The organism is Pseudomonas arvensis, from assembly GCF_056688935.1.
The window spans coordinates 3,568,267-3,586,440 of the sequence record NZ_CP162038.1 but is presented as its reverse complement, the minus strand read 5'-3'; the positions used below and the strand labels follow the sequence as shown (position 1 = coordinate 3,586,440).

General features: G+C 60.6%; 19 protein-coding genes. 9 read left to right on the top strand and 10 right to left on the bottom strand.

Going from position 1 to position 18,174, the window contains the following annotated elements; translation table 11 throughout:
• Positions 1-147 precede the first annotated feature (147 nt).
• Together clpS and clpA are read left to right on the top strand one after the other, a co-directional pair.
• Entirely contained in the window at positions 148-516 is a 369-nt protein-coding gene (gene clpS / locus AB3G88_RS15990; RefSeq protein ID WP_010567912.1) for an ATP-dependent Clp protease adapter ClpS, read from the top strand.
• A gap of 29 nt (positions 517-545) precedes the next feature.
• Complete coding sequence (clpA, locus tag AB3G88_RS15985; RefSeq protein WP_078743290.1) at positions 546-2,816, top strand: ATP-dependent Clp protease ATP-binding subunit ClpA; 2,271 nt, start codon at positions 546-548, stop codon at positions 2,814-2,816.
• A gap of 181 nt (positions 2,817-2,997) precedes the next feature.
• Here the strand turns inward: clpA and infA are convergent, their stop codons facing one another.
• From infA to aat, 3 genes are all read right to left on the bottom strand, one after another.
• Complete coding sequence (gene infA / locus AB3G88_RS15980) at positions 2,998-3,216, bottom strand: translation initiation factor IF-1 (RefSeq protein WP_002553999.1); 219 nt, start codon at positions 3,214-3,216, stop codon at positions 2,998-3,000.
• Positions 3,217-3,316: 100 nt separating this feature from the next.
• The gene (locus tag AB3G88_RS15975; protein ID WP_099587005.1) at positions 3,317-4,024 is read right to left on the bottom strand and encodes an arginyltransferase; all 708 of its coding nucleotides are present in this window, start codon (positions 4,022-4,024) and stop codon (positions 3,317-3,319) included.
• A 56-nt stretch (positions 4,025-4,080) separates the two neighbouring features.
• Complete coding sequence (gene aat, locus AB3G88_RS15970; protein ID WP_158878066.1) at positions 4,081-4,761, bottom strand: leucyl/phenylalanyl-tRNA--protein transferase; 681 nt, start codon at positions 4,759-4,761, stop codon at positions 4,081-4,083.
• A 497-nt stretch (positions 4,762-5,258) separates the two neighbouring features.
• Between aat and AB3G88_RS15965 the strand changes: the two genes are divergently transcribed.
• Genes AB3G88_RS15965 through cysG form a run of 6 tightly spaced genes read left to right on the top strand, consistent with a single transcriptional unit; the run spans position 5,259 to position 12,757 of the window.
• Positions 5,259-7,667 carry a DNA translocase FtsK gene (locus AB3G88_RS15965; RefSeq protein ID WP_099587003.1) on the top strand — a complete coding sequence of 803 codons (2,409 nt, stop codon included), beginning with the start codon at positions 5,259-5,261 and terminating at the stop codon, positions 7,665-7,667.
• Positions 7,668-7,721: 54 nt separating this feature from the next.
• Complete coding sequence (lolA, locus tag AB3G88_RS15960; RefSeq protein ID WP_112195892.1) at positions 7,722-8,345, top strand: outer membrane lipoprotein periplasmic chaperone LolA; 624 nt, start codon at positions 7,722-7,724, stop codon at positions 8,343-8,345.
• A gap of 23 nt (positions 8,346-8,368) precedes the next feature.
• On the top strand, positions 8,369-9,694 hold the full coding sequence (locus AB3G88_RS15955) for a replication-associated recombination protein A (protein ID WP_099587001.1): 1,326 nt from the start codon (positions 8,369-8,371) through the stop codon (positions 9,692-9,694).
• Entirely contained in the window at positions 9,691-10,065 is a 375-nt protein-coding gene (crcB, locus tag AB3G88_RS15950) for a fluoride efflux transporter CrcB (RefSeq protein ID WP_099587000.1), read from the top strand. Before AB3G88_RS15955 ends, crcB begins: the two co-directional genes overlap by 4 nt.
• A gap of 16 nt (positions 10,066-10,081) precedes the next feature.
• Complete coding sequence (gene serS / locus AB3G88_RS15945) at positions 10,082-11,362, top strand: serine--tRNA ligase (RefSeq protein WP_099586999.1); 1,281 nt, start codon at positions 10,082-10,084, stop codon at positions 11,360-11,362.
• Positions 11,363-12,757, top strand: coding sequence for a siroheme synthase CysG (cysG, locus tag AB3G88_RS15940; RefSeq protein ID WP_112195886.1), 1,395 nt, complete (start codon positions 11,363-11,365; stop codon positions 12,755-12,757). It begins immediately after the preceding gene.
• Between the two features lie 105 nt (positions 12,758-12,862).
• Here cysG and AB3G88_RS15935 read toward each other — a convergent pair whose 3' ends face one another.
• The 6 genes from AB3G88_RS15935 to tusD all read right to left on the bottom strand — a co-directional run bounded on the left by AB3G88_RS15935 (position 12,863) and on the right by tusD (position 16,299).
• Positions 12,863-13,858 carry a glutathione S-transferase family protein gene (locus AB3G88_RS15935; protein ID WP_191958880.1) on the bottom strand — a complete coding sequence of 332 codons (996 nt, stop codon included), beginning with the start codon at positions 13,856-13,858 and terminating at the stop codon, positions 12,863-12,865.
• Between the two features lie 88 nt (positions 13,859-13,946).
• Entirely contained in the window at positions 13,947-14,948 is a 1,002-nt protein-coding gene (locus tag AB3G88_RS15930; protein ID WP_250924747.1) for a glycosyl transferase family protein, read from the bottom strand.
• On the bottom strand, positions 14,945-15,280 hold the full coding sequence (locus AB3G88_RS15925; RefSeq protein WP_099586995.1) for a TusE/DsrC/DsvC family sulfur relay protein: 336 nt from the start codon (positions 15,278-15,280) through the stop codon (positions 14,945-14,947). Before AB3G88_RS15925 ends, AB3G88_RS15930 begins: the two co-directional genes overlap by 4 nt.
• Positions 15,277-15,555, bottom strand: a complete 279-nt coding sequence (gene tusB / locus AB3G88_RS15920) for a sulfurtransferase complex subunit TusB (protein ID WP_112195880.1) — start codon at positions 15,553-15,555, stop codon at positions 15,277-15,279. Before tusB ends, AB3G88_RS15925 begins: the two co-directional genes overlap by 4 nt.
• Positions 15,555-15,905 (bottom strand): sulfurtransferase complex subunit TusC, encoded by a 351-nt coding sequence (gene tusC / locus AB3G88_RS15915; protein ID WP_099586993.1) that lies wholly within the window; start codon positions 15,903-15,905, stop codon positions 15,555-15,557. The genes tusB and tusC overlap by 1 nt, the downstream gene beginning before the upstream one ends.
• A 1-nt stretch (position 15,906) precedes the next feature.
• Entirely contained in the window at positions 15,907-16,299 is a 393-nt protein-coding gene (tusD, locus tag AB3G88_RS15910) for a sulfurtransferase complex subunit TusD (RefSeq protein WP_158878062.1), read from the bottom strand.
• A gap of 159 nt (positions 16,300-16,458) precedes the next feature.
• Between tusD and AB3G88_RS15905 the strand changes: the two genes are divergently transcribed.
• Positions 16,459-17,622 carry a CaiB/BaiF CoA transferase family protein gene (locus AB3G88_RS15905; protein WP_480450641.1) on the top strand — a complete coding sequence of 388 codons (1,164 nt, stop codon included), beginning with the start codon at positions 16,459-16,461 and terminating at the stop codon, positions 17,620-17,622.
• A gap of 40 nt (positions 17,623-17,662) precedes the next feature.
• On the opposite strand, the gene AB3G88_RS15900 is transcribed toward AB3G88_RS15905, so the two are convergent.
• On the bottom strand, positions 17,663-18,157 hold the full coding sequence (locus AB3G88_RS15900; RefSeq protein WP_032890037.1) for a SprT family zinc-dependent metalloprotease: 495 nt from the start codon (positions 18,155-18,157) through the stop codon (positions 17,663-17,665).
• Between the last annotated feature and the right edge of the window lie 17 nt (positions 18,158-18,174).

Genomic DNA, 18,174 nt, shown 5'->3' with positions numbered 1-18,174 from the left:
GACTGCGCGGACCTTTTTTACCCACTGTGGGTTCTATTGGTTGTAACACCGATTTGCCGATAGTCAAGGCGACCAGTCGGTCAGAGTTGAAATTCTGACAGCTCGCCCCCACCACTGTATTTGAACCACTGACGAACCTTTCTTTCCATGCATGCAATCAGCCAGATTCGACTAACATTCAATCAGGATCGACCGGATCACGAACACGATGACGACGGTTCTGCAGGCATTGCTGTTCAGGAGGCCAAGCCTGCTTTACAGGCGCCGCCGATGTACAAGGTGGTTTTGTTCAATGATGACTACACACCGATGGATTTCGTGGTCGAAGTACTCGAGGTGTTTTTTAACCTGAACCGCGAGTTGGCGACCAAGGTAATGCTGGCCGTTCACACAGAAGGACGGGCAGTATGTGGAGTGTTTACCCGTGACATCGCCGAGACAAAGGCCATGCAGGTCAACCAGTACGCCAGGGAAAGCCAGCATCCGCTACTCTGTGAAATCGAGAAGGACGGTTAACGCCGACCACTTGGGTATGAGGTGAAGCTATGTTAAACCGCGAGCTCGAAGTCACCCTCAATCTTGCCTTCAAGGAGGCTCGTTCGAAGCGTCATGAATTCATGACTGTCGAACACCTTTTGCTGGCACTTTTGGATAACGAAGCTGCCGCCACCGTTTTGCGTGCGTGCGGCGCCAACCTCGACAAACTCAAGCATGACCTGCAGGAGTTTATCGACTCCACCACGCCACTGATCCCCGTGCATGACGAGGACCGCGAAACCCAGCCAACCCTGGGCTTCCAGCGGGTATTGCAGCGTGCTGTTTTCCACGTGCAGAGCTCCGGTAAGCGTGAAGTCACAGGCGCCAATGTGCTTGTGGCGATCTTCAGCGAACAGGAAAGCCAGGCAGTGTTCCTGCTCAAGCAGCAGAGCGTTGCCCGTATTGATGTCGTCAACTACATCGCCCACGGTATCTCCAAGGTGCCTGGGCACGGCGATCATTCCGAGGGTGAGCAGGACATGCAGGACGACGAGGGCGGTGAGTCTTCTTCTTCAAGCAACCCGCTGGATGCCTATGCCAGCAACCTCAACGAGTTGGCGCGCCAGGGGCGGATCGATCCGCTGGTGGGGCGTGAGCTTGAGGTTGAGCGTGTAGCGCAGATCCTCGCACGTCGTCGCAAGAACAACCCGCTGCTGGTGGGCGAGGCGGGCGTGGGCAAGACCGCGATTGCCGAAGGCCTGGCCAAGCGCATCGTGGACAACCAGGTGCCGGACCTGTTGGCCAACAGTGTCGTCTACTCCCTTGATCTGGGCGCGTTGCTCGCAGGTACCAAGTACCGTGGCGATTTCGAGAAGCGCTTCAAGGCGCTGCTCGGCGAGCTGAAAAAACGCCCGCAGGCGATCCTGTTCATCGACGAGATCCACACCATCATTGGTGCGGGTGCGGCTTCCGGTGGGGTGATGGATGCGTCCAACCTGCTCAAGCCGTTACTGTCGTCGGGTGACATCCGCTGCATCGGTTCCACCACTTTCCAGGAATTTCGTGGCATCTTCGAGAAGGACCGCGCCCTGGCCCGTCGCTTCCAGAAGGTCGACGTCTCCGAGCCGTCGGTTGAAGACACCATCAGCATCCTGCGCGGGCTCAAGGGGCGTTTTGAAGCGCACCATGGTATCGAGTACACCGATGAGGCGCTGCGCGCAGCTGCGGAGCTGGCATCGCGCTACATCAATGATCGGCACATGCCGGACAAAGCCATCGACGTGATCGACGAGGCGGGGGCCTACCAGCGCCTGCAACCGGTCGAGAAACGTGTGAAGCGCATCGACGTGCCTCAGGTCGAGGACATCGTGGCGAAGATTGCGCGGATTCCGCCAAAACACGTCAACAGCTCCGACAAGGAGCTGCTGCGTAATCTGGAACGCGACCTCAAGCTCACGGTGTTCGGCCAGGATGCAGCCATCGACGCGCTGTCCACCGCGATCAAGCTGTCGCGTGCGGGCCTCAAGTCGCCGGACAAACCAGTCGGCTCGTTCCTGTTTGCCGGGCCTACCGGTGTCGGCAAGACCGAAGCGGCGCGGCAGTTGGCCAAGGCCATGGGTATCGAGCTGGTGCGGTTCGACATGTCCGAGTACATGGAGCGTCACACCGTGTCGCGCCTGATCGGCGCGCCTCCAGGTTATGTTGGCTTCGATCAGGGCGGTCTGTTGACCGAAGCAATCACCAAGCAGCCACATTGCGTATTGCTGCTCGATGAAATCGAGAAGGCCCACCCGGAAGTCTTCAACCTGCTGTTGCAGGTGATGGATCACGGGACCCTGACCGACAACAACGGGCGCAAGGCGGACTTCCGCAACGTGATCGTGATCATGACTACCAACGCCGGTGCTGAAACGGCCGCGCGGGCTTCGATCGGCTTCACGCATCAGGATCACTCTTCTGACGCGATGGAAGTGATCAAGAAAAGCTTCACGCCGGAGTTCCGCAACCGCCTGGACACCATTATCCAGTTTGGTCGCCTCAGTCATGAGGTTATCAAGAGTGTGGTGGACAAGTTCCTCACCGAGCTGCAGGCGCAGTTGGAAGACAAGCGCGTGCAGCTGGATGTCACGGAAGCGGCGCGCAGCTGGATCGCCGAGGGTGGCTACGACGCAGCAATGGGCGCTCGCCCAATGGCGCGTCTGATCCAGGACAAGATCAAGCGGCCGCTGGCTGAAGAGATCCTGTTTGGCGAACTCTCGGACCATGGTGGCGTGGTGCATATTGACCTGAAGGACGGCGAGCTGACCTTCGAGTTTGAAACCACGGCAGAAATGGCCTGATCGATAACCGCGGGCGCCAATGTGGGAGGGGGCTTGCCCCCGATGGCGGTGTACCAGTCACTCGTGTAGCGACTGAAGCACTGCTATCGGGGGCAAGCCCCCTCCCACATTTTTTTGGCGCCCACCAAATAGCAGGCACACAAAAACGCCCGGCATAACCGGGCGTTTTGTATTGACTTGCTTAGCGAGCGCGGTAAGTGATGCGCCCTTTGCTCAAGTCATAGGGCGTCAGCTCGACGCGCACTTTGTCACCGGTAAGAATACGAATGTAGTTCTTGCGCATCTTGCCGGAGATATGCGCGGTTACGACGTGCCCATTTTCCAACTCCACACGAAACATGGTGTTGGGCAGGGTGTCGACGACAGTGCCTTCCATTTCGAAGCTGTCTTCTTTCGACATGCAGTAAAGCCCTCGGTATCCAGTGAATGGCCCGGTGCAACTGCGCCAGGCAAAAGCGGCGTGCATTGTGCCCGAAAAAGGGTGTTTAAGCCAAGGGGTTCTAGTTAAGCGTGACCCATCTTTGATTAATCAGCAGTTCTATGGGCCGATATTGGGTCTTGTAGCTCATCTTTTTGCAGTTCTTGATCCAGTATCCGAGGTAAACCGCCTCCAGTTCCAGGCGCAGGGCTTCGCCGATTTGCCAGAGGATCGCAAAGCGCCCCAGGCTGCGGCGCTCTTCGGTCGGCTCGTAGAAGGTGTAGACCGCCGACAGGCCGTTAGGCAGCAAATCCGTCACGGCGACGGCCAGCAGGCGACCGTCCGCACGAAATTCATAGAAGCGTGAAAAAGGCAGGTCGCGCACCAGAAACGTGGAGAACTGGTCGCGGCTTGGTGGGAACATATCGCCATCGGCGTGGCGTTGCTCGATATAGCGCTGGTAAAGGTCGAAGTATTCTTCGGTAAACCGAGGCTTGCTCGATGTCACCACCAAGTCGACATTGCGCTTGAGGATGCGCTTTTGGTTGCGGTCCGGCAGAAACTGCGCCACAGGGAGGCGCGCCGGCACGCAGGCATTGCAGTTCTGGCAATGGGGTCGGTACAGATGGTCGCCGCTACGCCGAAAGCCCATTTCCGAAAGATCCGCATACACATGCACGTCCATCGGTTGGCTGGGGTCGAGGAACAGTGTGGTGGCCTGCTCGTCTGGCAGATAGCTGCAAGAGTGGGCTTGAGTGGCATAAAACTTCAAACGCGCCAACTCGGTCATGATCAACCCTCGGGATAAGCTTTGAAATAAGTGTAAGCCAGGTGCGCGGATGTCGCCTAAGAAACCCACGGCCCGGTGTTGGGTTGGTCCAGGTGGTCGCGTAGAAAACCGGCGAACTCACTGCGAGGAATGGCGCGGGCACCCAGGCTGTGCAGGTGATCGTTGGGCATCTGGCAGTCGATCAGCACAAAGCCCCAGGCCTGTAATTGTCGCGTCAGTGTAGCGAAGCCAAATTTAGAGGCATTGTCGGCGCGGCTGAACATGGATTCGCCAAAAAACAGCTGGCCCATCGCCAGGCCATACAGGCCGCCCACCAGCACGCCTGCATCCCATACCTCTACCGAGTGCGCATGGCCGCGCTTGTGCAACTCCAGGTAGGCGTTCTGGATGCCTTCGGTGATCCAGGTGCCATCGGCGTAGGCGCGCGGCGCAGCGCAGGCCCGGATGACGGCGGCGAAGTCCTGGTCGAATGTCACGGTGTAGCGCTGCTGGCGTAACAGCTTGCCCAGGCTGCGGGATACGTGGAGTTCATCAGGGAATATCACCGTGCGCGGGTCTGGCGACCACCAAAGGATCGGTTGACCTTCCGAAAACCAAGGGAAGCAGCCGTGGCGGTAGGCCTTGACCAGTCGCTCCGCCGATAGATCGCCGCCGGCGGCAAGCAGGCCATTGGGTTCGCGCATGGCTTTGGCCAGCGGTGGAAAGGTCAGGGTGTCGCGTTGCAACCAGGTCAGCATGGCATCCAGGCTTATGGAAGGGGAAGGGAGTGGCAGGTATGACACCCGCCTCGGCAGTGCTGATTATTGTCGACGCAGCGCCATCGGGCCAGCTTGAATCCGCCATTGCAGCGTATTAGCGTGAGCGGGTGTTTCTGCAACTCTATGCCGAGGGTGTGGTCGTATTCGGGGCCGGCCCATGCAGGCCAATTGCCAAGCTTGCCTGGATTGGTAAAAACAGCTCATAAGCCTTTGTCAGCAAAGACAATGCATGCTCAAATTGCACATGTTGTGACACACAATTGGCTATGCTGGCTGAAGAAAGCCAAGTGGCGTGGCATCAGGCACACAAACCCGTACAATGCGGCCATTGTGGCGTTATCGTCATTTCATTGCGCAATCGCCCGACCTTAAACGTAGATTCAACGACGTTCGTTTATTTTTCAGCTGCTCGGATTGGGCAGTATTGGCAGTCATTCAACAGATGGACGCGCTAAAGGCGCAGGAAAAGACCCGTTTTGAAGAAATCCGCCGCAACACCTAAAGCAGCAGTCGTGCCGGCTTGGCGCCAGCACCTGCATTATCGACTCAAGGAAGGTGCGCTGATCGCGATCGGCGCGCTGTGCCTGTTCCTGATGATGGCCTTGCTCACCTATGGCAAGGACGATCCGGGCTGGAGCCACAACAGCAAGATCGACGACGTGCAGAACTTCGGTGGTCCGGTAGGTTCCTACAGCGCCGATATCCTGTTCATGGTGCTCGGTTACTTCGCTTACATCTTCCCGTTGCTGCTGGCGATCAAGACCTGGCAGATCTTCCGCCAGCGTCACGAGCCGTGGCAGTGGAGCGGCTGGCTGTTCTCCTGGCGCCTGATCGGCCTGGTGTTCCTGGTGCTCTCCGGCGCGGCGCTGGCCCATATTCATTTCCACGCGCCTACCGGTTTGCCGGCGGGCGCGGGCGGGGCGCTGGGCGAAAGCCTTGGCGACCTGGCACGCAAGACCCTGAATATCCAGGGCAGCACCCTGATGTTCATTGCGCTGTTCCTGTTCGGCCTCACGGTATTCACCGACCTCTCGTGGTTCAAGGTGATGGATGTGACGGGCAAGATCACCCTCGACCTGCTCGAATTGTTCCAAGGCGCCGCCAACCGTTGGTGGTCCGCCCGTGTCGATCGCAAGCGCATGGTGGCCCAGTTGCGCGAGGTGGATACCCGCATCAATGAGGTCGTGGCCCCGAGCACACCGGACCGCCGCGAACAGGCCAAGGTCAAGGAGCGCCTTATCGAGCGCGAACAGGCCCTGAGCAAGCACATGTCCGACCGCGAGAAGCAGGTGCCACCGGTGATTGCGCCGGCGCCGCCCAAGGCTCCCGAGCCAAGCCATCGCGTGCAGAAAGAGAAACAGGCGCCGTTGTTCATCGACAGCGCCGTGGAAGGCACCTTGCCGCCGATCTCGATTCTCGACCCGGCCGAAAAGAAACAACTCAACTATTCACCGGAATCCCTGGCGGCCGTCGGCCACCTGCTGGAAATCAAGCTCAAGGAATTCGGCGTCGAAGTCTCGGTGGACTCGATCCACCCTGGCCCGGTAATTACCCGTTACGAAATCCAGCCGGCCGCCGGTGTAAAAGTCAGCCGCATTTCCAACCTGGCCAAGGACTTGGCCCGCTCCCTGGCCGTGACCAGCGTGCGCGTGGTGGAGGTGATCCCCGGCAAGACCACCGTGGGTATCGAGATTCCCAACGAAGACCGCCAGATCGTGCGTTTCTCCGAAGTGCTGTCGACGCCGGAATACGACAACTTCAAATCGCCGGTCACCCTGGCCCTGGGCCATGACATCGGCGGCAAGCCGGTCATCACTGACCTGGCGAAAATGCCTCACCTGCTGGTTGCTGGTACCACCGGTTCCGGTAAGTCGGTGGGGGTGAACGCGATGATCCTGTCGATCCTGTTCAAGTCCGGCCCGGAAGACGCCAAGCTGATCATGATCGACCCGAAGATGCTCGAACTGTCGATCTACGAAGGCATTCCGCACCTGCTGTGCCCGGTGGTCACCGACATGAAGGACGCCGCCAACGCCCTGCGCTGGAGCGTTGCCGAGATGGAGCGCCGCTACAAGCTAATGGCGAAGATGGGCGTGCGTAACCTGTCGGGCTTCAACGCGAAGGTCAAGGAAGCCCAGGACGCCGGCACGCCGCTGACCGATCCGCTGTACAAGCGCGAAAGCATCCACGACGAAGCACCGCTGCTGAGCAAGCTGCCGACCATCGTGGTGGTGGTCGACGAATTTGCCGACATGATGATGATCGTCGGCAAGAAGGTTGAAGAGCTGATCGCCCGTATCGCCCAGAAAGCGCGAGCGGCCGGTATCCACTTGATCCTTGCTACCCAGCGGCCGTCGGTTGACGTGATCACCGGCCTGATCAAGGCCAACATCCCGACGCGCATGGCGTTCCAGGTGTCGAGCAAGATCGACTCGCGGACCATCATCGACCAGGGCGGCGCCGAACAACTGTTGGGCCACGGTGACATGCTCTACATGCCGCCGGGCACCAGCCTGCCGATCCGTGTGCACGGCGCTTTCGTGTCCGACGATGAAGTGCACCGCGTGGTGGAAGCCTGGAAGCTGCGCGGCGCGCCTGAATACAACGATGACATCCTTGCCGGCGTTGAAGAAGCTGGCAGCGGTTTCGACGGTGGCAGCAGCGGTGGCGACGATGATGCCGAGACCGACGCGCTGTACGACGAAGCCGTGGCATTTGTGCTGGAAAGCCGTCGGGCCTCGATTTCTGCGGTACAGCGCAAGCTGAAGATCGGCTACAACCGCGCCGCCCGCATGATCGAAGCCATGGAAAACGCCGGCGTCGTCACCGCAATGAACACCAACGGCTCGCGTGAAATCATTGCCCCTGGGCAGATGCGCGACTGACTCCGTGCCGCGTGGCAGCACGCGGCGCGCCCTGACTACTCAATGAGGACTCCCATGCGCTTTATCCGCATGCTGTTGTTGCCGGCACTGGCCCTGACCGCTGTTTCGGCTCACGCTGACCCGGCCTCCGTCGCCAGCCTGAAGAACCTGTTGGACAAATCCCAGACCCTGACCGCACGCTTTTCCCAGCTGACCCTGGATGCCGGCGGTACTCGCTTGCAGGAAACGGCAGGGGAAATGGCCGTGCAGCGCCCAGGGCTGTTCTACTGGCACACCGAAGGCAAGGCCGAGCAGACCATCGTCTCGGACGGCCAGAAAGTTACGCTGTGGGACCCGGACCTGGAGCAGGCGACCATCAAGAAGCTCGACCCACGCCTGAACCAGACGCCGGCGCTGTTGCTGTCGGGCGACGTGTCGAAGATCAACGACAGCTTCGATATCACCTCCAAGCAAACCAGCAACGTGATCGAATTCACCCTCAAGCCCAAATCCAAGGACACGCTGTTTGACACGCTGTCCCTGTCGTTCGGCAATGGCGTGATCAACAACATGCGCCTGATCGACAGCGTCGGCCAGCGCACCGATATCCTGTTCTCCGGGGTCAAGGCCAACCAGCCGGTGCCGGCTTCCAAGTTCAAGTTCGACATCCCCAAGGGTGCCGACGTAATCCAGGAATAAACCAGAGGTTTCAAACGCTGCCCATGGACCTGTTTCGAAGTGACCCGATTGCCCAACCCTTGGCCGCACGCTTGCGTTCGACCAACCTGGATGAGTACGTCGGTCAGGAACACCTGCTCGCTCGCGGCAAGCCATTGCGCGAAGCCCTGGAGCAGGGCGCACTGCACTCGATGATTTTCTGGGGGCCACCGGGCGTGGGTAAAACCACCCTGGCGCGGCTGCTGGCGAAAGTCTCGGATGCACACTTCGAAACGGTGTCTGCGGTGCTGGCCGGGGTCAAGGAAATCCGCCAGGCGGTGGACGTCGCCAAGCAGCAGGCCGGGCAATATGGCAAGCGCACCATCCTGTTTGTCGACGAAGTGCATCGCTTCAACAAGTCGCAGCAGGATGCCTTCCTGCCCTACGTTGAAGACGGCACGCTGATCTTTATTGGCGCCACCACCGAAAACCCCTCGTTCGAACTGAACAACGCGTTGCTGTCGCGGGCTCGCGTGTATGTGCTCAAGAGCCTCGACGAGGCGGCGATGCAAAAGCTGCTGCACCGCGCCTTGAGTGAAGACAAGGGCCTGGGCAAGCGCCAGCTGAGTGTCAGCGAAGAAGGCTTCAAGATTCTGCTCACCGCTGCCGATGGCGACGGTCGGCGTTTTCTCAACCTGCTGGAGAACGCATCCGACCTTGCCGAAGACGGCAGCGAGATTGGCGTCGACCTGCTGCAAAGCCTGCTCGGCGACACGCGCCGGCGCTTCGACAAGGGCGGCGAAGCTTTCTACGACCAGATCTCGGCGCTGCACAAATCCGTGCGCGGCTCCAACCCGGACGGCGCGTTGTACTGGTTTGCGCGCATGATCGACGGCGGTTGCGATCCGTTGTACCTGGCGCGCCGCGTGGTACGCATGGCCAGCGAGGACATCGGCAACGCCGATCCCCGCGCCCTGAGCCTGTGTCTGGCCGCATGGGACGTGCAGGAGCGCCTCGGCAGCCCGGAAGGCGAGTTGGCGGTGGCCCAGGCCATCACCTACCTGGCCTGCGCGCCGAAAAGCAACGCGGTGTACATGGGCTTCAAGTCGGCGCTGCGTGCCGCGGCCGAATACGGCTCCCTCGAAGTGCCGTTGCACTTGCGCAATGCGCCGACCAAATTGATGAAACAGCTCGGCTACGGCGACGAATATCGCTATGCCCACGATGAGCCGGATGCCTATGCCGCCGGTGAAGACTACTTCCCCGATGAGCTTGAGCCGTTGCCGCTCTACCAGCCGGTGCCCCGTGGCCTTGAGCTGAAGATCGGCGAGAAGCTCAATCATCTGGCCGCACTCGATCGTTTAAGTCCCAGACAGCGGAGAAAATCATGATTCCCTTGGTGGTCGCCGTCTCGGCGGGTGGTATCGCGGGTACACTGCTGCGCTTTGCGACGGGTAATTGGATCAGCGCGAATTGGCCCAAGCACTTCTATACCGCGACGCTGGCCGTTAATATCGTGGGCTGCCTGTTGATCGGCGTTTTATATGGCCTGTTCCTGGTGCGTCCCGAAGTACCGATTGAGGTGCGCGCCGGGCTGATGGTTGGCTTTCTTGGCGGCCTGACGACCTTTTCATCCTTTTCATTGGATACCGTACGCCTGCTGGAAAGCGGGCAAATGCCGCTGGCGATTGGCTACGCTGCCATCAGTGTATTCGGCGGGCTGCTCGCGACCTGGGCTGGCCTGTCCTTGACCAAACTTTGATAAACGAGAGACCGACATGCTCGATTCCAAACTGTTACGTAGCAACCTTCAGGACGTAGCGGACCGCCTGGCATCCCGTGGCTTTGCCTTGGATGTTGCGCGCATCGAAGCGCTGGAAGAACAGCGCAAGACCGTCCAGACCCGCACCGAAGCACTGCAGGCTGAGCGTAATGCGCGTTCCAAATCCATCGGTCAGGCCAAGCAGCGCGGCGAAGACATCGCGCCGCTGATGGCGGACGTCGAGCGCATGGGCACCGAGCTGTCCGACGGCAAGGTCGAGCTGGAGGGCATTCAGTCCGAGCTGGATTCGATCCTGCTGGGCATCCCCAACATTCCGCATGAATCTGTGCCAGTGGGTGAAGACGAAGACGGCAACGTCGAAGTCCGCCGCTGGGGCACGCCCAAAGCCTTTGACTTCGAGATCAAGGACCACGTTGCCCTGGGCGAATTGACCGGTGGCCTGGATTTCGAAACCGCCGCCAAGATGTCCGGCGCGCGCTTTGCGTTGCTGCGCGGACCGATCGCGCGCATGCACCGTGCCCTGGCGCAGTTCATGATCAACCTGCACACCGGCGAGCACGGCTACGAAGAGGCCTACACCCCTTATCTGGTGCAAGGTCCGGCGCTGATGGGTACCAGCCAGTTGCCGAAGTTCGAAGAAGATCTGTTCAAGATCAGCCGCGACGGCGAAGCCGACCTGTACCTGATCCCGACCGCCGAAGTGTCGCTGACCAATATCGTCGCTGGCGAGATCCTCGACGCCAAGCAACTGCCACTCAAGTTCGTGGCCCACAGCCCGTGCTTTCGCAGTGAAGCCGGCGCATCGGGGCGTGACACCCGTGGCATGATCCGCCAGCACCAGTTCGACAAGGTCGAGATGGTGCAAGTGGTCGAGCCGTCGACCTCCATGGAAGCCCTGGAAGGCCTGACCGCCAACGCCGAGCGCGTGCTGCAACTGCTGGAGCTGCCGTACCGCGTGCTGGCTCTGTGCACGGGCGACATGGGGTTCAGCGCCGTGAAGACCTACGATCTGGAAGTGTGGGTGCCGAGCCAGGACAAGTACCGCGAGATTTCGTCGTGCTCCAACTGCGGTGATTTCCAGGCCCGTCGCATGCAGGCGCGTTTCCGTAACCCGGAAACCGGCAAGCCGGAACTGGTGCACACCCTCAATGGTTCGGGCCTGGCCGTAGGCCGTACCCTGGTGGCGGTGTTGGAAAACTACCAGCAGGCTGACGGTTCGATCCGTGTACCTGAAGTGCTCAAGCCTTACATGGCCGGCGTTGAGGTCATCGGCTAAATGGAATTTCTGCCGCTGTTTCATAACCTGCGCGGCAGCCGTGTATTGGTCGTTGGTGGCGGGGAAATTGCCTTGCGCAAGTCCCGGCTGCTGGCCGACGCCGGCGCAGTGCTGCGGGTGGTTGCTCCTCAGATCGAAGACCAGTTGCGTGAATTGGTGCTGGGCAGTGGCGGGGAACTGAACGTGCGTGGTTATCAGGAGCCCGACCTTGATGGTTGCACCCTGATCATCGCCGCGACGGACGACGAGCCACTCAATGCGCAAGTATCCAGTGATGCCAAGCGTCGCTGTGTACCGGTCAACGTGGTGGACGCGCCGGCCTTGTGCAGCGTGATCTTCCCGGCGATTGTCGACCGCTCGCCGTTGGTGATTGCGGTGTCCAGCGGCGGCGATGCGCCGGTGCTGGCACGCTTGATCCGCGCCAAGCTGGAAACCTGGATTCCATCGACTTATGGTCAATTGGCCGGGTTGGCGGCGCGTTTTCGTGCCCAGGTCAAAGGTTTGTACCCGGATGTGCAGCAACGTCGGGCGTTCTGGGAAGAAGTGTTCCAGGGCCCGATTGCCGACCGTCAGTTGGCCGGGCAGGGCGATGAGGCTGAGCGTTTATTGATTGAAAAGGTCAACGGTGCACCGCCGTATGCGCCGGGTGAGGTTTACCTGGTGGGCGCAGGTCCAGGCGATCCTGACCTGTTGACCTTCCGTGCGCTGCGTCTGATGCAGCAAGCCGATGTGGTGCTGTACGACCGCCTGGTCGCCCCGGCGATTCTTGAGCTGTGCCGTCGTGATGCCGAGCGGGTCTATGTCGGTAAGCGTCGCGCCGACCATGCCGTGCCGCAGGACCAGATCAACCAGCAATTGGTGGATCTGGCCAAGCAAGGCAAGCGCGTGCTGCGCCTCAAGGGTGGCGATCCGTTCATCTTTGGGCGTGGTGGCGAAGAAATCGAGGAATTGGCGGCCCATGGCATCCCGTTCCAGGTGGTGCCGGGCATCACGGCGGCCAGTGGCTGCGCGGCGTATGCCGGGATTCCGCTGACCCATCGCGATTACGCGCAATCGGTGCGCTTTATCACCGGGCACCTGAAAAACGGTACGTCGGATCTGCCCTGGCAGGATCTGGTGGGGCCGTCGCAGACGCTCGTGTTCTACATGGGCCTGATTGGCTTGCCGATCATCTGCGAGCAACTGATCAAGCACGGTCGCGCCGCTGATACACCGGCAGCGTTGATCCAGCAGGGCACCACCTCGAACCAGCGTGTGTTCACCGGTACCCTGGCCGACTTGCCACGCATGGTGGCGGAGCATGAAGTGCATGCGCCGACATTGGTGATCGTGGGTGAGGTGGTGGTGTTGCGCGAGAAGCTCAAGTGGTTTGAAGGCGCCCAGTCTCAGGTGTGAGCCTTGAAAGCATCGGGGGCAAGTCCCCTTCCACATTAAAATGCATTCCAAATGTGGGAGGGGGCTTGCCCCCGATGAGTCCCTCAGACACAACCATCTCGTGGATCAGCTCAAAACCCCTGAGCCATTCAAGCGCCGACGATCATGCTCGGCATCAAACCTCTGCAACGGCCCTTTCGGCACAATCCCCGTCGGATTGATCGTCCGATGGCTCGCATAGTAATGCCCCTTGATGTGCTCGAAATCCACCGTCTCGGCCACCCCCGGCCACTGATACAACTCCCGCAGCCAATTCGACAGGTTCGGATAATCCGCAATCCGCCGCAGATTGCATTTGAAGTGGCTGTAGTACACCGCATCAAAACGAATCAGCGTGGTAAACAGCCGCACGTCAGCTTCGGTCAGGTATTCGCCGGCCAGGTAGCGATGGTCGCTGAGGTGCTGCTCCAAATAATCCAGTTCGGCAAACACATCATCAAACGCGCTTGCATACGCCTGCTGCGACGTGGCAAAGCCTGCGCGATACACGCCGTTGTTCACGGCCGGGTAAATGCGTTCGTTCAGCGCGTCGATGGTTGTGCGCAGTGACTCGGGATAGAAGTCCAGGGTGTTGCCCGTCAACCCGTTGAACGCGCTGTTGAACATGCGGATGATCTCCGCCGACTCATTGCTGACGATGCGTTGGAGCTGCTTGTCCCACAACACCGGCACGGTGACGCGGCCGGTGTAGTCGGCCGTATCGGCGGTGTAGCGCTGGTGCATGAATTCAAAATTATCCAGCGCGTCGCCCGTGGAGCCGTGGGCCTTATCGAAGGTCCAGCCGTTTTCCAGCATCAGCCAGCTGACCACGGACACATCGATGAGGCTTTCGAGGCCTTTGAGCTTGCGCAGGATAAGGGTGCGGTGAGCCCATGGGCAGGCCAGGGACACATAGAGGTGATACCGACCGGCCTCGGCCCTGAAGCCGCCATCGCCGCTCGGGCCAGGCTGGCCGTCGGCCGTCACCCAGTGGCGGCGCTGCGCCTGTTCGCGTTGGAAAGCGCCGTCTGCGCTACTTTCGTACCACTGGTCTTTCCAGTGTCCTTCGATCAGCAAACCCATGACTGGCTCCTTGGCTAATAAGCGTTGGAGCCCAGTCTAAAGGGATGAGTTCGAACTAAAAGCGCAAAGACTGCGGGTGAATGATCGATTAAATCGATTTATCCCGCGCAGCCCAGTACTGCCGGGCCAATTCGAACGCCTGCTCCCGTGGGTGGCCCAGGCCGCGCAAGGCCAGGGCCATGGTGGCGATCAGCGCCAGTTGTGGGTAGCTGTCCTCCACATCACCGCGCCACAGCGCTTTCAAATGCTCTGTCTCCAGCGTTGCCGGTTTGACATGGCGCTGGGCGGAGAGGGCGGGCCATTCTTCATCCCAGCTCTCGCCGCCGGTAGTGCCGTACAGGTGGCTGATCGTGTCGGGGTTGATCTCGATCTCGCCGCCGTCGCCTTTCACCACAATCACGTTATCGCCAAGCAGGCCGCTGGCGTCGCGGTGTACGCCCTGATAGCCCGGATGGAAAATGCTTTGCAGGCCGCAACGGGCGTTCAACGGGTTGAGCAGCCGCGCCAGGGAATGGATCGGCGAGCGCAGGCCCAGGGTGTTGCGCAAATCGATCATGCGTTGCAGCTGCGGTGCCCAGTCGCCCAGCGGGATGAACGCCAGGTTGCCCTGGTCAAACGCCGCGCCGACCTGCTGCCAGTTGCGGCACAGGGGAATTTGCAGGGTTTGCAGCAATTGTTCGGTGTACAACCGGCCCGCCGTATGGGCGCCGCCACCGTGCATCAGGATGCGCACGCCGTTCTGGGCCAGGCATTTGGCTGCCAGCAGAAACCACGGCAGGTGACGTTTCTTGCCGGCGTAGGTGGGCCAGTCGATATCCACGTTCAGTGCCGGGGCATCCAGGCGTTCGCGCACGGCTTCGGTGAAGCCAGCAAGTTCTTCCGCGCTTTCTTCCTTGTGCCGCAGCAGCATCAGGAAGGCGCCCAGTTGGGTGTCTTCGACTTTTTCGTCGAGCAGCATGCCCATGGCTTCACGGGCTTCTTCGCGGGTGAGGTTACGCGCGCCGCGCTTGCCTTTGCCCAGGATGCGCACGAATGGCGCAAACGGGTGCTCGGCAGGGGTTTGCAGGGTCAGTGGGGCAAAGTCGGTCATAAGCAATTCGTCGGCCTGGGCAGGCCCGCCAGCTTGGCGGCGAGTTTGGCGGGAGTGCCGTTGAACAGTTGGTTGAGGTGCAGGCTGTTGCCCTTCTCCGGGCCAAGTTTCAGGGCGGTGTATTTGATCAGCGGGCGCGTGGCCGGGGACAGCTGGAATTCGGCATAAAACCCGCGCAACAGTTCGAGGATTTCCCAGTGGGCCGGCGTAAGCTCCAGGTTGTCGGCGGCGGCCAGGGCATTGGCGACTTCGGTGGACCAGTCGTCCAGATCGACCAGGTAGCCGTCCTTGTCCAGTTCGAGGCGGCGCTCGCCTACGGTCAGGGTGTTCATAGCCAGGTGTTGACCTTGTCGTAGTCGATCGACAGTTGCACGAAACCGGGATAGTCCATGCTGTCAGCCCAGTCCGGTAGTGGCAGATTGCGCGCCTGCATGTCTTCGGCCAGCACAAACACCTTCACGCCTTTGGTTTGCAGGGCGGGCGTGTGCAGGCCGTAGGCGCCGTCACCACACAGCAGGATTGCGTCCCCGGCGCCACAGATGCGCAGGCAGCTGTCGAGGCGGCTGTCGGTAAACGGGGAATGAGACACCACATGTAGAGTCGACATCAGAGGGTAATCACCTGGTCGTAACGGTCAATCAGTTGGGAAATGGCTTGGCTGTCCAGCGACTGCGCGTTGGCGGGTGGCGGCAGCCCGCGTGCGGACAGGCTGTGGTCGCAGGCGAACACGTCATCAATGCCGAACAGGCCCAGGGCCTGCAGATTGGCACTCAGGTCTTTCTGTTGCACGGCTTTGGCGGCTTGGCACGGCGCCAGTTGGAACACACCGTCATCCATGAACAGCAAGCCGATGGGCAGATCAAACGCGCCGCCGGCCAGCACGATATCCAGCGCTTCCCGCGCGCTCGGCCCGGACCACGGCGCCTGGCGGCTGATCACCAATAGGGATTTGGACATCTCACGGCCCTCCAAAACAGATCAGGCGGTCAGCACCCTGGATCGCATCATGCAATTGCCCAAGGCCTGACAGCGCCCACGGTGCATCCAGGTTGACCGCGCTGCGTTGATAGCGCGTGGCTTCTTCGCTGTTGAGCACGCCACGGCGCAGGGCAGCGGCGATGCACACCACACCGTCCAGTTGATGAGTGCTGACAAACTCACGCCATTGGCGGGCGATGTCTTGCTCATCCTGGGGCGCGACAACGTTATTGGACGCGCTGTACACGCCATCCTGATAAAAAAACAACCGCACAATCTCATGCCCGCCGGCCAGCGCGGCCTGTGCGAACAGCAGGGCGCGGCGCGAGGAGGGCGCGTGGGCGGCGGAATACAGGGCAATCGCGAACTTCATGGAACACTCGGCAGGCAAACGTGGGCCAATGATAAAGCCGCCGCCGCGAAAAAGCCCGCCGTGATCAAAACGGTCACCGTCGGTGATCGTTCTGACGATTGCCGGTAGGCGTAAGGCTGCCTAGTCTGTGGGCATTCGAAGCGAAAGTGGAGCCCCCAAATGTCAGGTCCCTTGGCGTCCCTCAAAGTGCTGGATTTTTCCACCTTGCTACCTGGCCCGTTTGCTTCGTTGATGCTGGCGGACATGGGGGCCGAGGTGCTGCGTATCGAATCGCCCACGCGCATGGACCTGCTGCGCGTGCTGCCACCCCATGACCAAGGCACCTCGGCGAGCCACGCCTACCTCAATCGCAATAAACGCAGCCTGGCGCTGGACCTCAAGCAGGCCGAGGCCCTGGACATCGTAAGGGCGCTGGTCAAGAACTACGACATCGTGCTCGAACAGTTTCGCCCCGGCGTGATGGAGCGCCTGGGCCTGGGGTATGAGGCCTTGAAAGCGCTCAACCCCCGGCTGATTTATGTGTCGATCACCGGGTATGGCCAGACCGGCCCGTATAAGGATCGCGCCGGCCACGATATCAACTACCTGGCGCTGGCGGGCGTGGCCAGCTACACCGGGCGCCAGGACAGCGGGCCGCTGACGTTGGGCGTGCAGTTGGCGGATGTGGGCGGCGGCTCGTTGCATGCCGTGGTGGGTTTGCTCGCAGCGGTCATTGCTCGCCAGCAGACGGGTGTCGGTCAATATCTGGATGTGAGCATGACCGACTGCTCATTCAGCCTGAACGCGATGGCTGGCGCCGGTTACCTGGCCTGCGGCGTGCAGCCGGAAAGGGAAACCCATGTGCTCAATGGCGGCAGTTTCTATGACTATTACCGCTCGCGTGATGGGCGCTGGATGTCGGTGGGCAGCCTGGAGCCGGCGTTTATGCAGCAACTGTGCGCGGCGTTCGGGCGGCCGGAGCTGGCGGCACTGGGCCTCGATCCTGCGCTCAAGCGGGCGCTGCAAGTCGAATTCGAAAAGCGCAGCTTTGATGAGCTGTGCGAGTTATTTGCCGGTGTGGATGCGTGTGTAGAGCCAGTGTTGAGCCTGAGCGAGGCCGTTGAACACCCGCAGTTGAAGGCGCGGGCGTTGGTCAGCCAGGTGCCGAGGGGCGATGGTTCGACCCAGGCGCAGCTGGCTTGCCCGCTGAAGTTTTCCGAGGGGTTGCCGGCGCCGAGACATATTGGTGTGGCGGTGGGGGTGCACAGTGATGAGGTGTTGGCGGAGTTGGGCCTCAGCGCTCAGCGAATAGCGGAACTGCGGCGGGCCAAGGTGGTTGGGTGACTGACCCGGCGCTATCGGGGGCGGCCCCCCGATTTGGCCCTCACTCCACCCGGGTTTCCCCGGTAAACACCAGGGTCTGCCGACACCGCCGACACAAATACCGCCGTCCCTGAGCCACCATGCCATGACGCTGCGACGAAAACGGGAAGTCGCTATCGGCACACGGGCAGCGGTAGATATAGCGGGTCACCTGGCGACGCTGCACGGCATAGGTGTGGCAGCGGTCTGGCGGCAGTTCGTAGACCCCGCGCATGATTAACTGCCATTCCTCGCCATGGGGCTGGATGCGCTCACCGAACAATTGATGGGCGATCAGGTGCGCCACTTCATGGGCCACGGTCTGCTTGAGGAAATGTTGACTGTTTTCTCGGTACAACTGTGGGTTGAAGCGCAGCAGGTTCTCGTGCAGATGCGCGACACCGGCTTTCTGGCCCCGCAGCTTGAGGCTGACCTGGGGGCGCTTGAAGCTTCGTTTGAAAAAGGATTCGGCTTGCAGGAAACAATCTTCGACGCGGGTATTGAGTTGCTCGGGCATGCTGTACCTATCTCCAG

What these genes read in the sequence shown, in the direction of transcription:
- infA (WP_002553999.1), bottom strand. Translation starts at nt 3,216, where the DNA reads ATGTCGAAAGAAGACAGCTTCGAAATGGAAGGCACTGTCGTCGACACC.
- lolA (WP_112195892.1), top strand. Translation starts at nt 7,722, where the DNA reads ATGCGCTTTATCCGCATGCTGTTGTTGCCGGCACTGGCCCTGACCGCT.
- AB3G88_RS15930 (WP_250924747.1), bottom strand. Translation starts at nt 14,948, where the DNA reads ATGACCGACTTTGCCCCACTGACCCTGCAAACCCCTGCCGAGCACCCG.
- serS (WP_099586999.1), top strand. Translation starts at nt 10,082, where the DNA reads ATGCTCGATTCCAAACTGTTACGTAGCAACCTTCAGGACGTAGCGGAC.
- aat (WP_158878066.1), bottom strand. Translation starts at nt 4,761, where the DNA reads ATGCTGACCTGGTTGCAACGCGACACCCTGACCTTTCCACCGCTGGCC.
- tusC (WP_099586993.1), bottom strand. Translation starts at nt 15,905, where the DNA reads ATGTCCAAATCCCTATTGGTGATCAGCCGCCAGGCGCCGTGGTCCGGG.
- cysG (WP_112195886.1), top strand. Translation starts at nt 11,363, where the DNA reads ATGGAATTTCTGCCGCTGTTTCATAACCTGCGCGGCAGCCGTGTATTG.
- tusB (WP_112195880.1), bottom strand. Translation starts at nt 15,555, where the DNA reads ATGTCGACTCTACATGTGGTGTCTCATTCCCCGTTTACCGACAGCCGC.
- AB3G88_RS15925 (WP_099586995.1), bottom strand. Translation starts at nt 15,280, where the DNA reads ATGAACACCCTGACCGTAGGCGAGCGCCGCCTCGAACTGGACAAGGAC.
- AB3G88_RS15955 (WP_099587001.1), top strand. Translation starts at nt 8,369, where the DNA reads ATGGACCTGTTTCGAAGTGACCCGATTGCCCAACCCTTGGCCGCACGC.
- crcB (WP_099587000.1), top strand. Translation starts at nt 9,691, where the DNA reads ATGATTCCCTTGGTGGTCGCCGTCTCGGCGGGTGGTATCGCGGGTACA.
- AB3G88_RS15905 (WP_480450641.1), top strand. Translation starts at nt 16,459, where the DNA reads ATGTCAGGTCCCTTGGCGTCCCTCAAAGTGCTGGATTTTTCCACCTTG.
- AB3G88_RS15900 (WP_032890037.1), bottom strand. Translation starts at nt 18,157, where the DNA reads ATGCCCGAGCAACTCAATACCCGCGTCGAAGATTGTTTCCTGCAAGCC.
- clpS (WP_010567912.1), top strand. Translation starts at nt 148, where the DNA reads ATGCATGCAATCAGCCAGATTCGACTAACATTCAATCAGGATCGACCG.
- AB3G88_RS15935 (WP_191958880.1), bottom strand. Translation starts at nt 13,858, where the DNA reads ATGGGTTTGCTGATCGAAGGACACTGGAAAGACCAGTGGTACGAAAGT.
- clpA (WP_078743290.1), top strand. Translation starts at nt 546, where the DNA reads ATGTTAAACCGCGAGCTCGAAGTCACCCTCAATCTTGCCTTCAAGGAG.
- tusD (WP_158878062.1), bottom strand. Translation starts at nt 16,299, where the DNA reads ATGAAGTTCGCGATTGCCCTGTATTCCGCCGCCCACGCGCCCTCCTCG.
- AB3G88_RS15975 (WP_099587005.1), bottom strand. Translation starts at nt 4,024, where the DNA reads ATGACCGAGTTGGCGCGTTTGAAGTTTTATGCCACTCAAGCCCACTCT.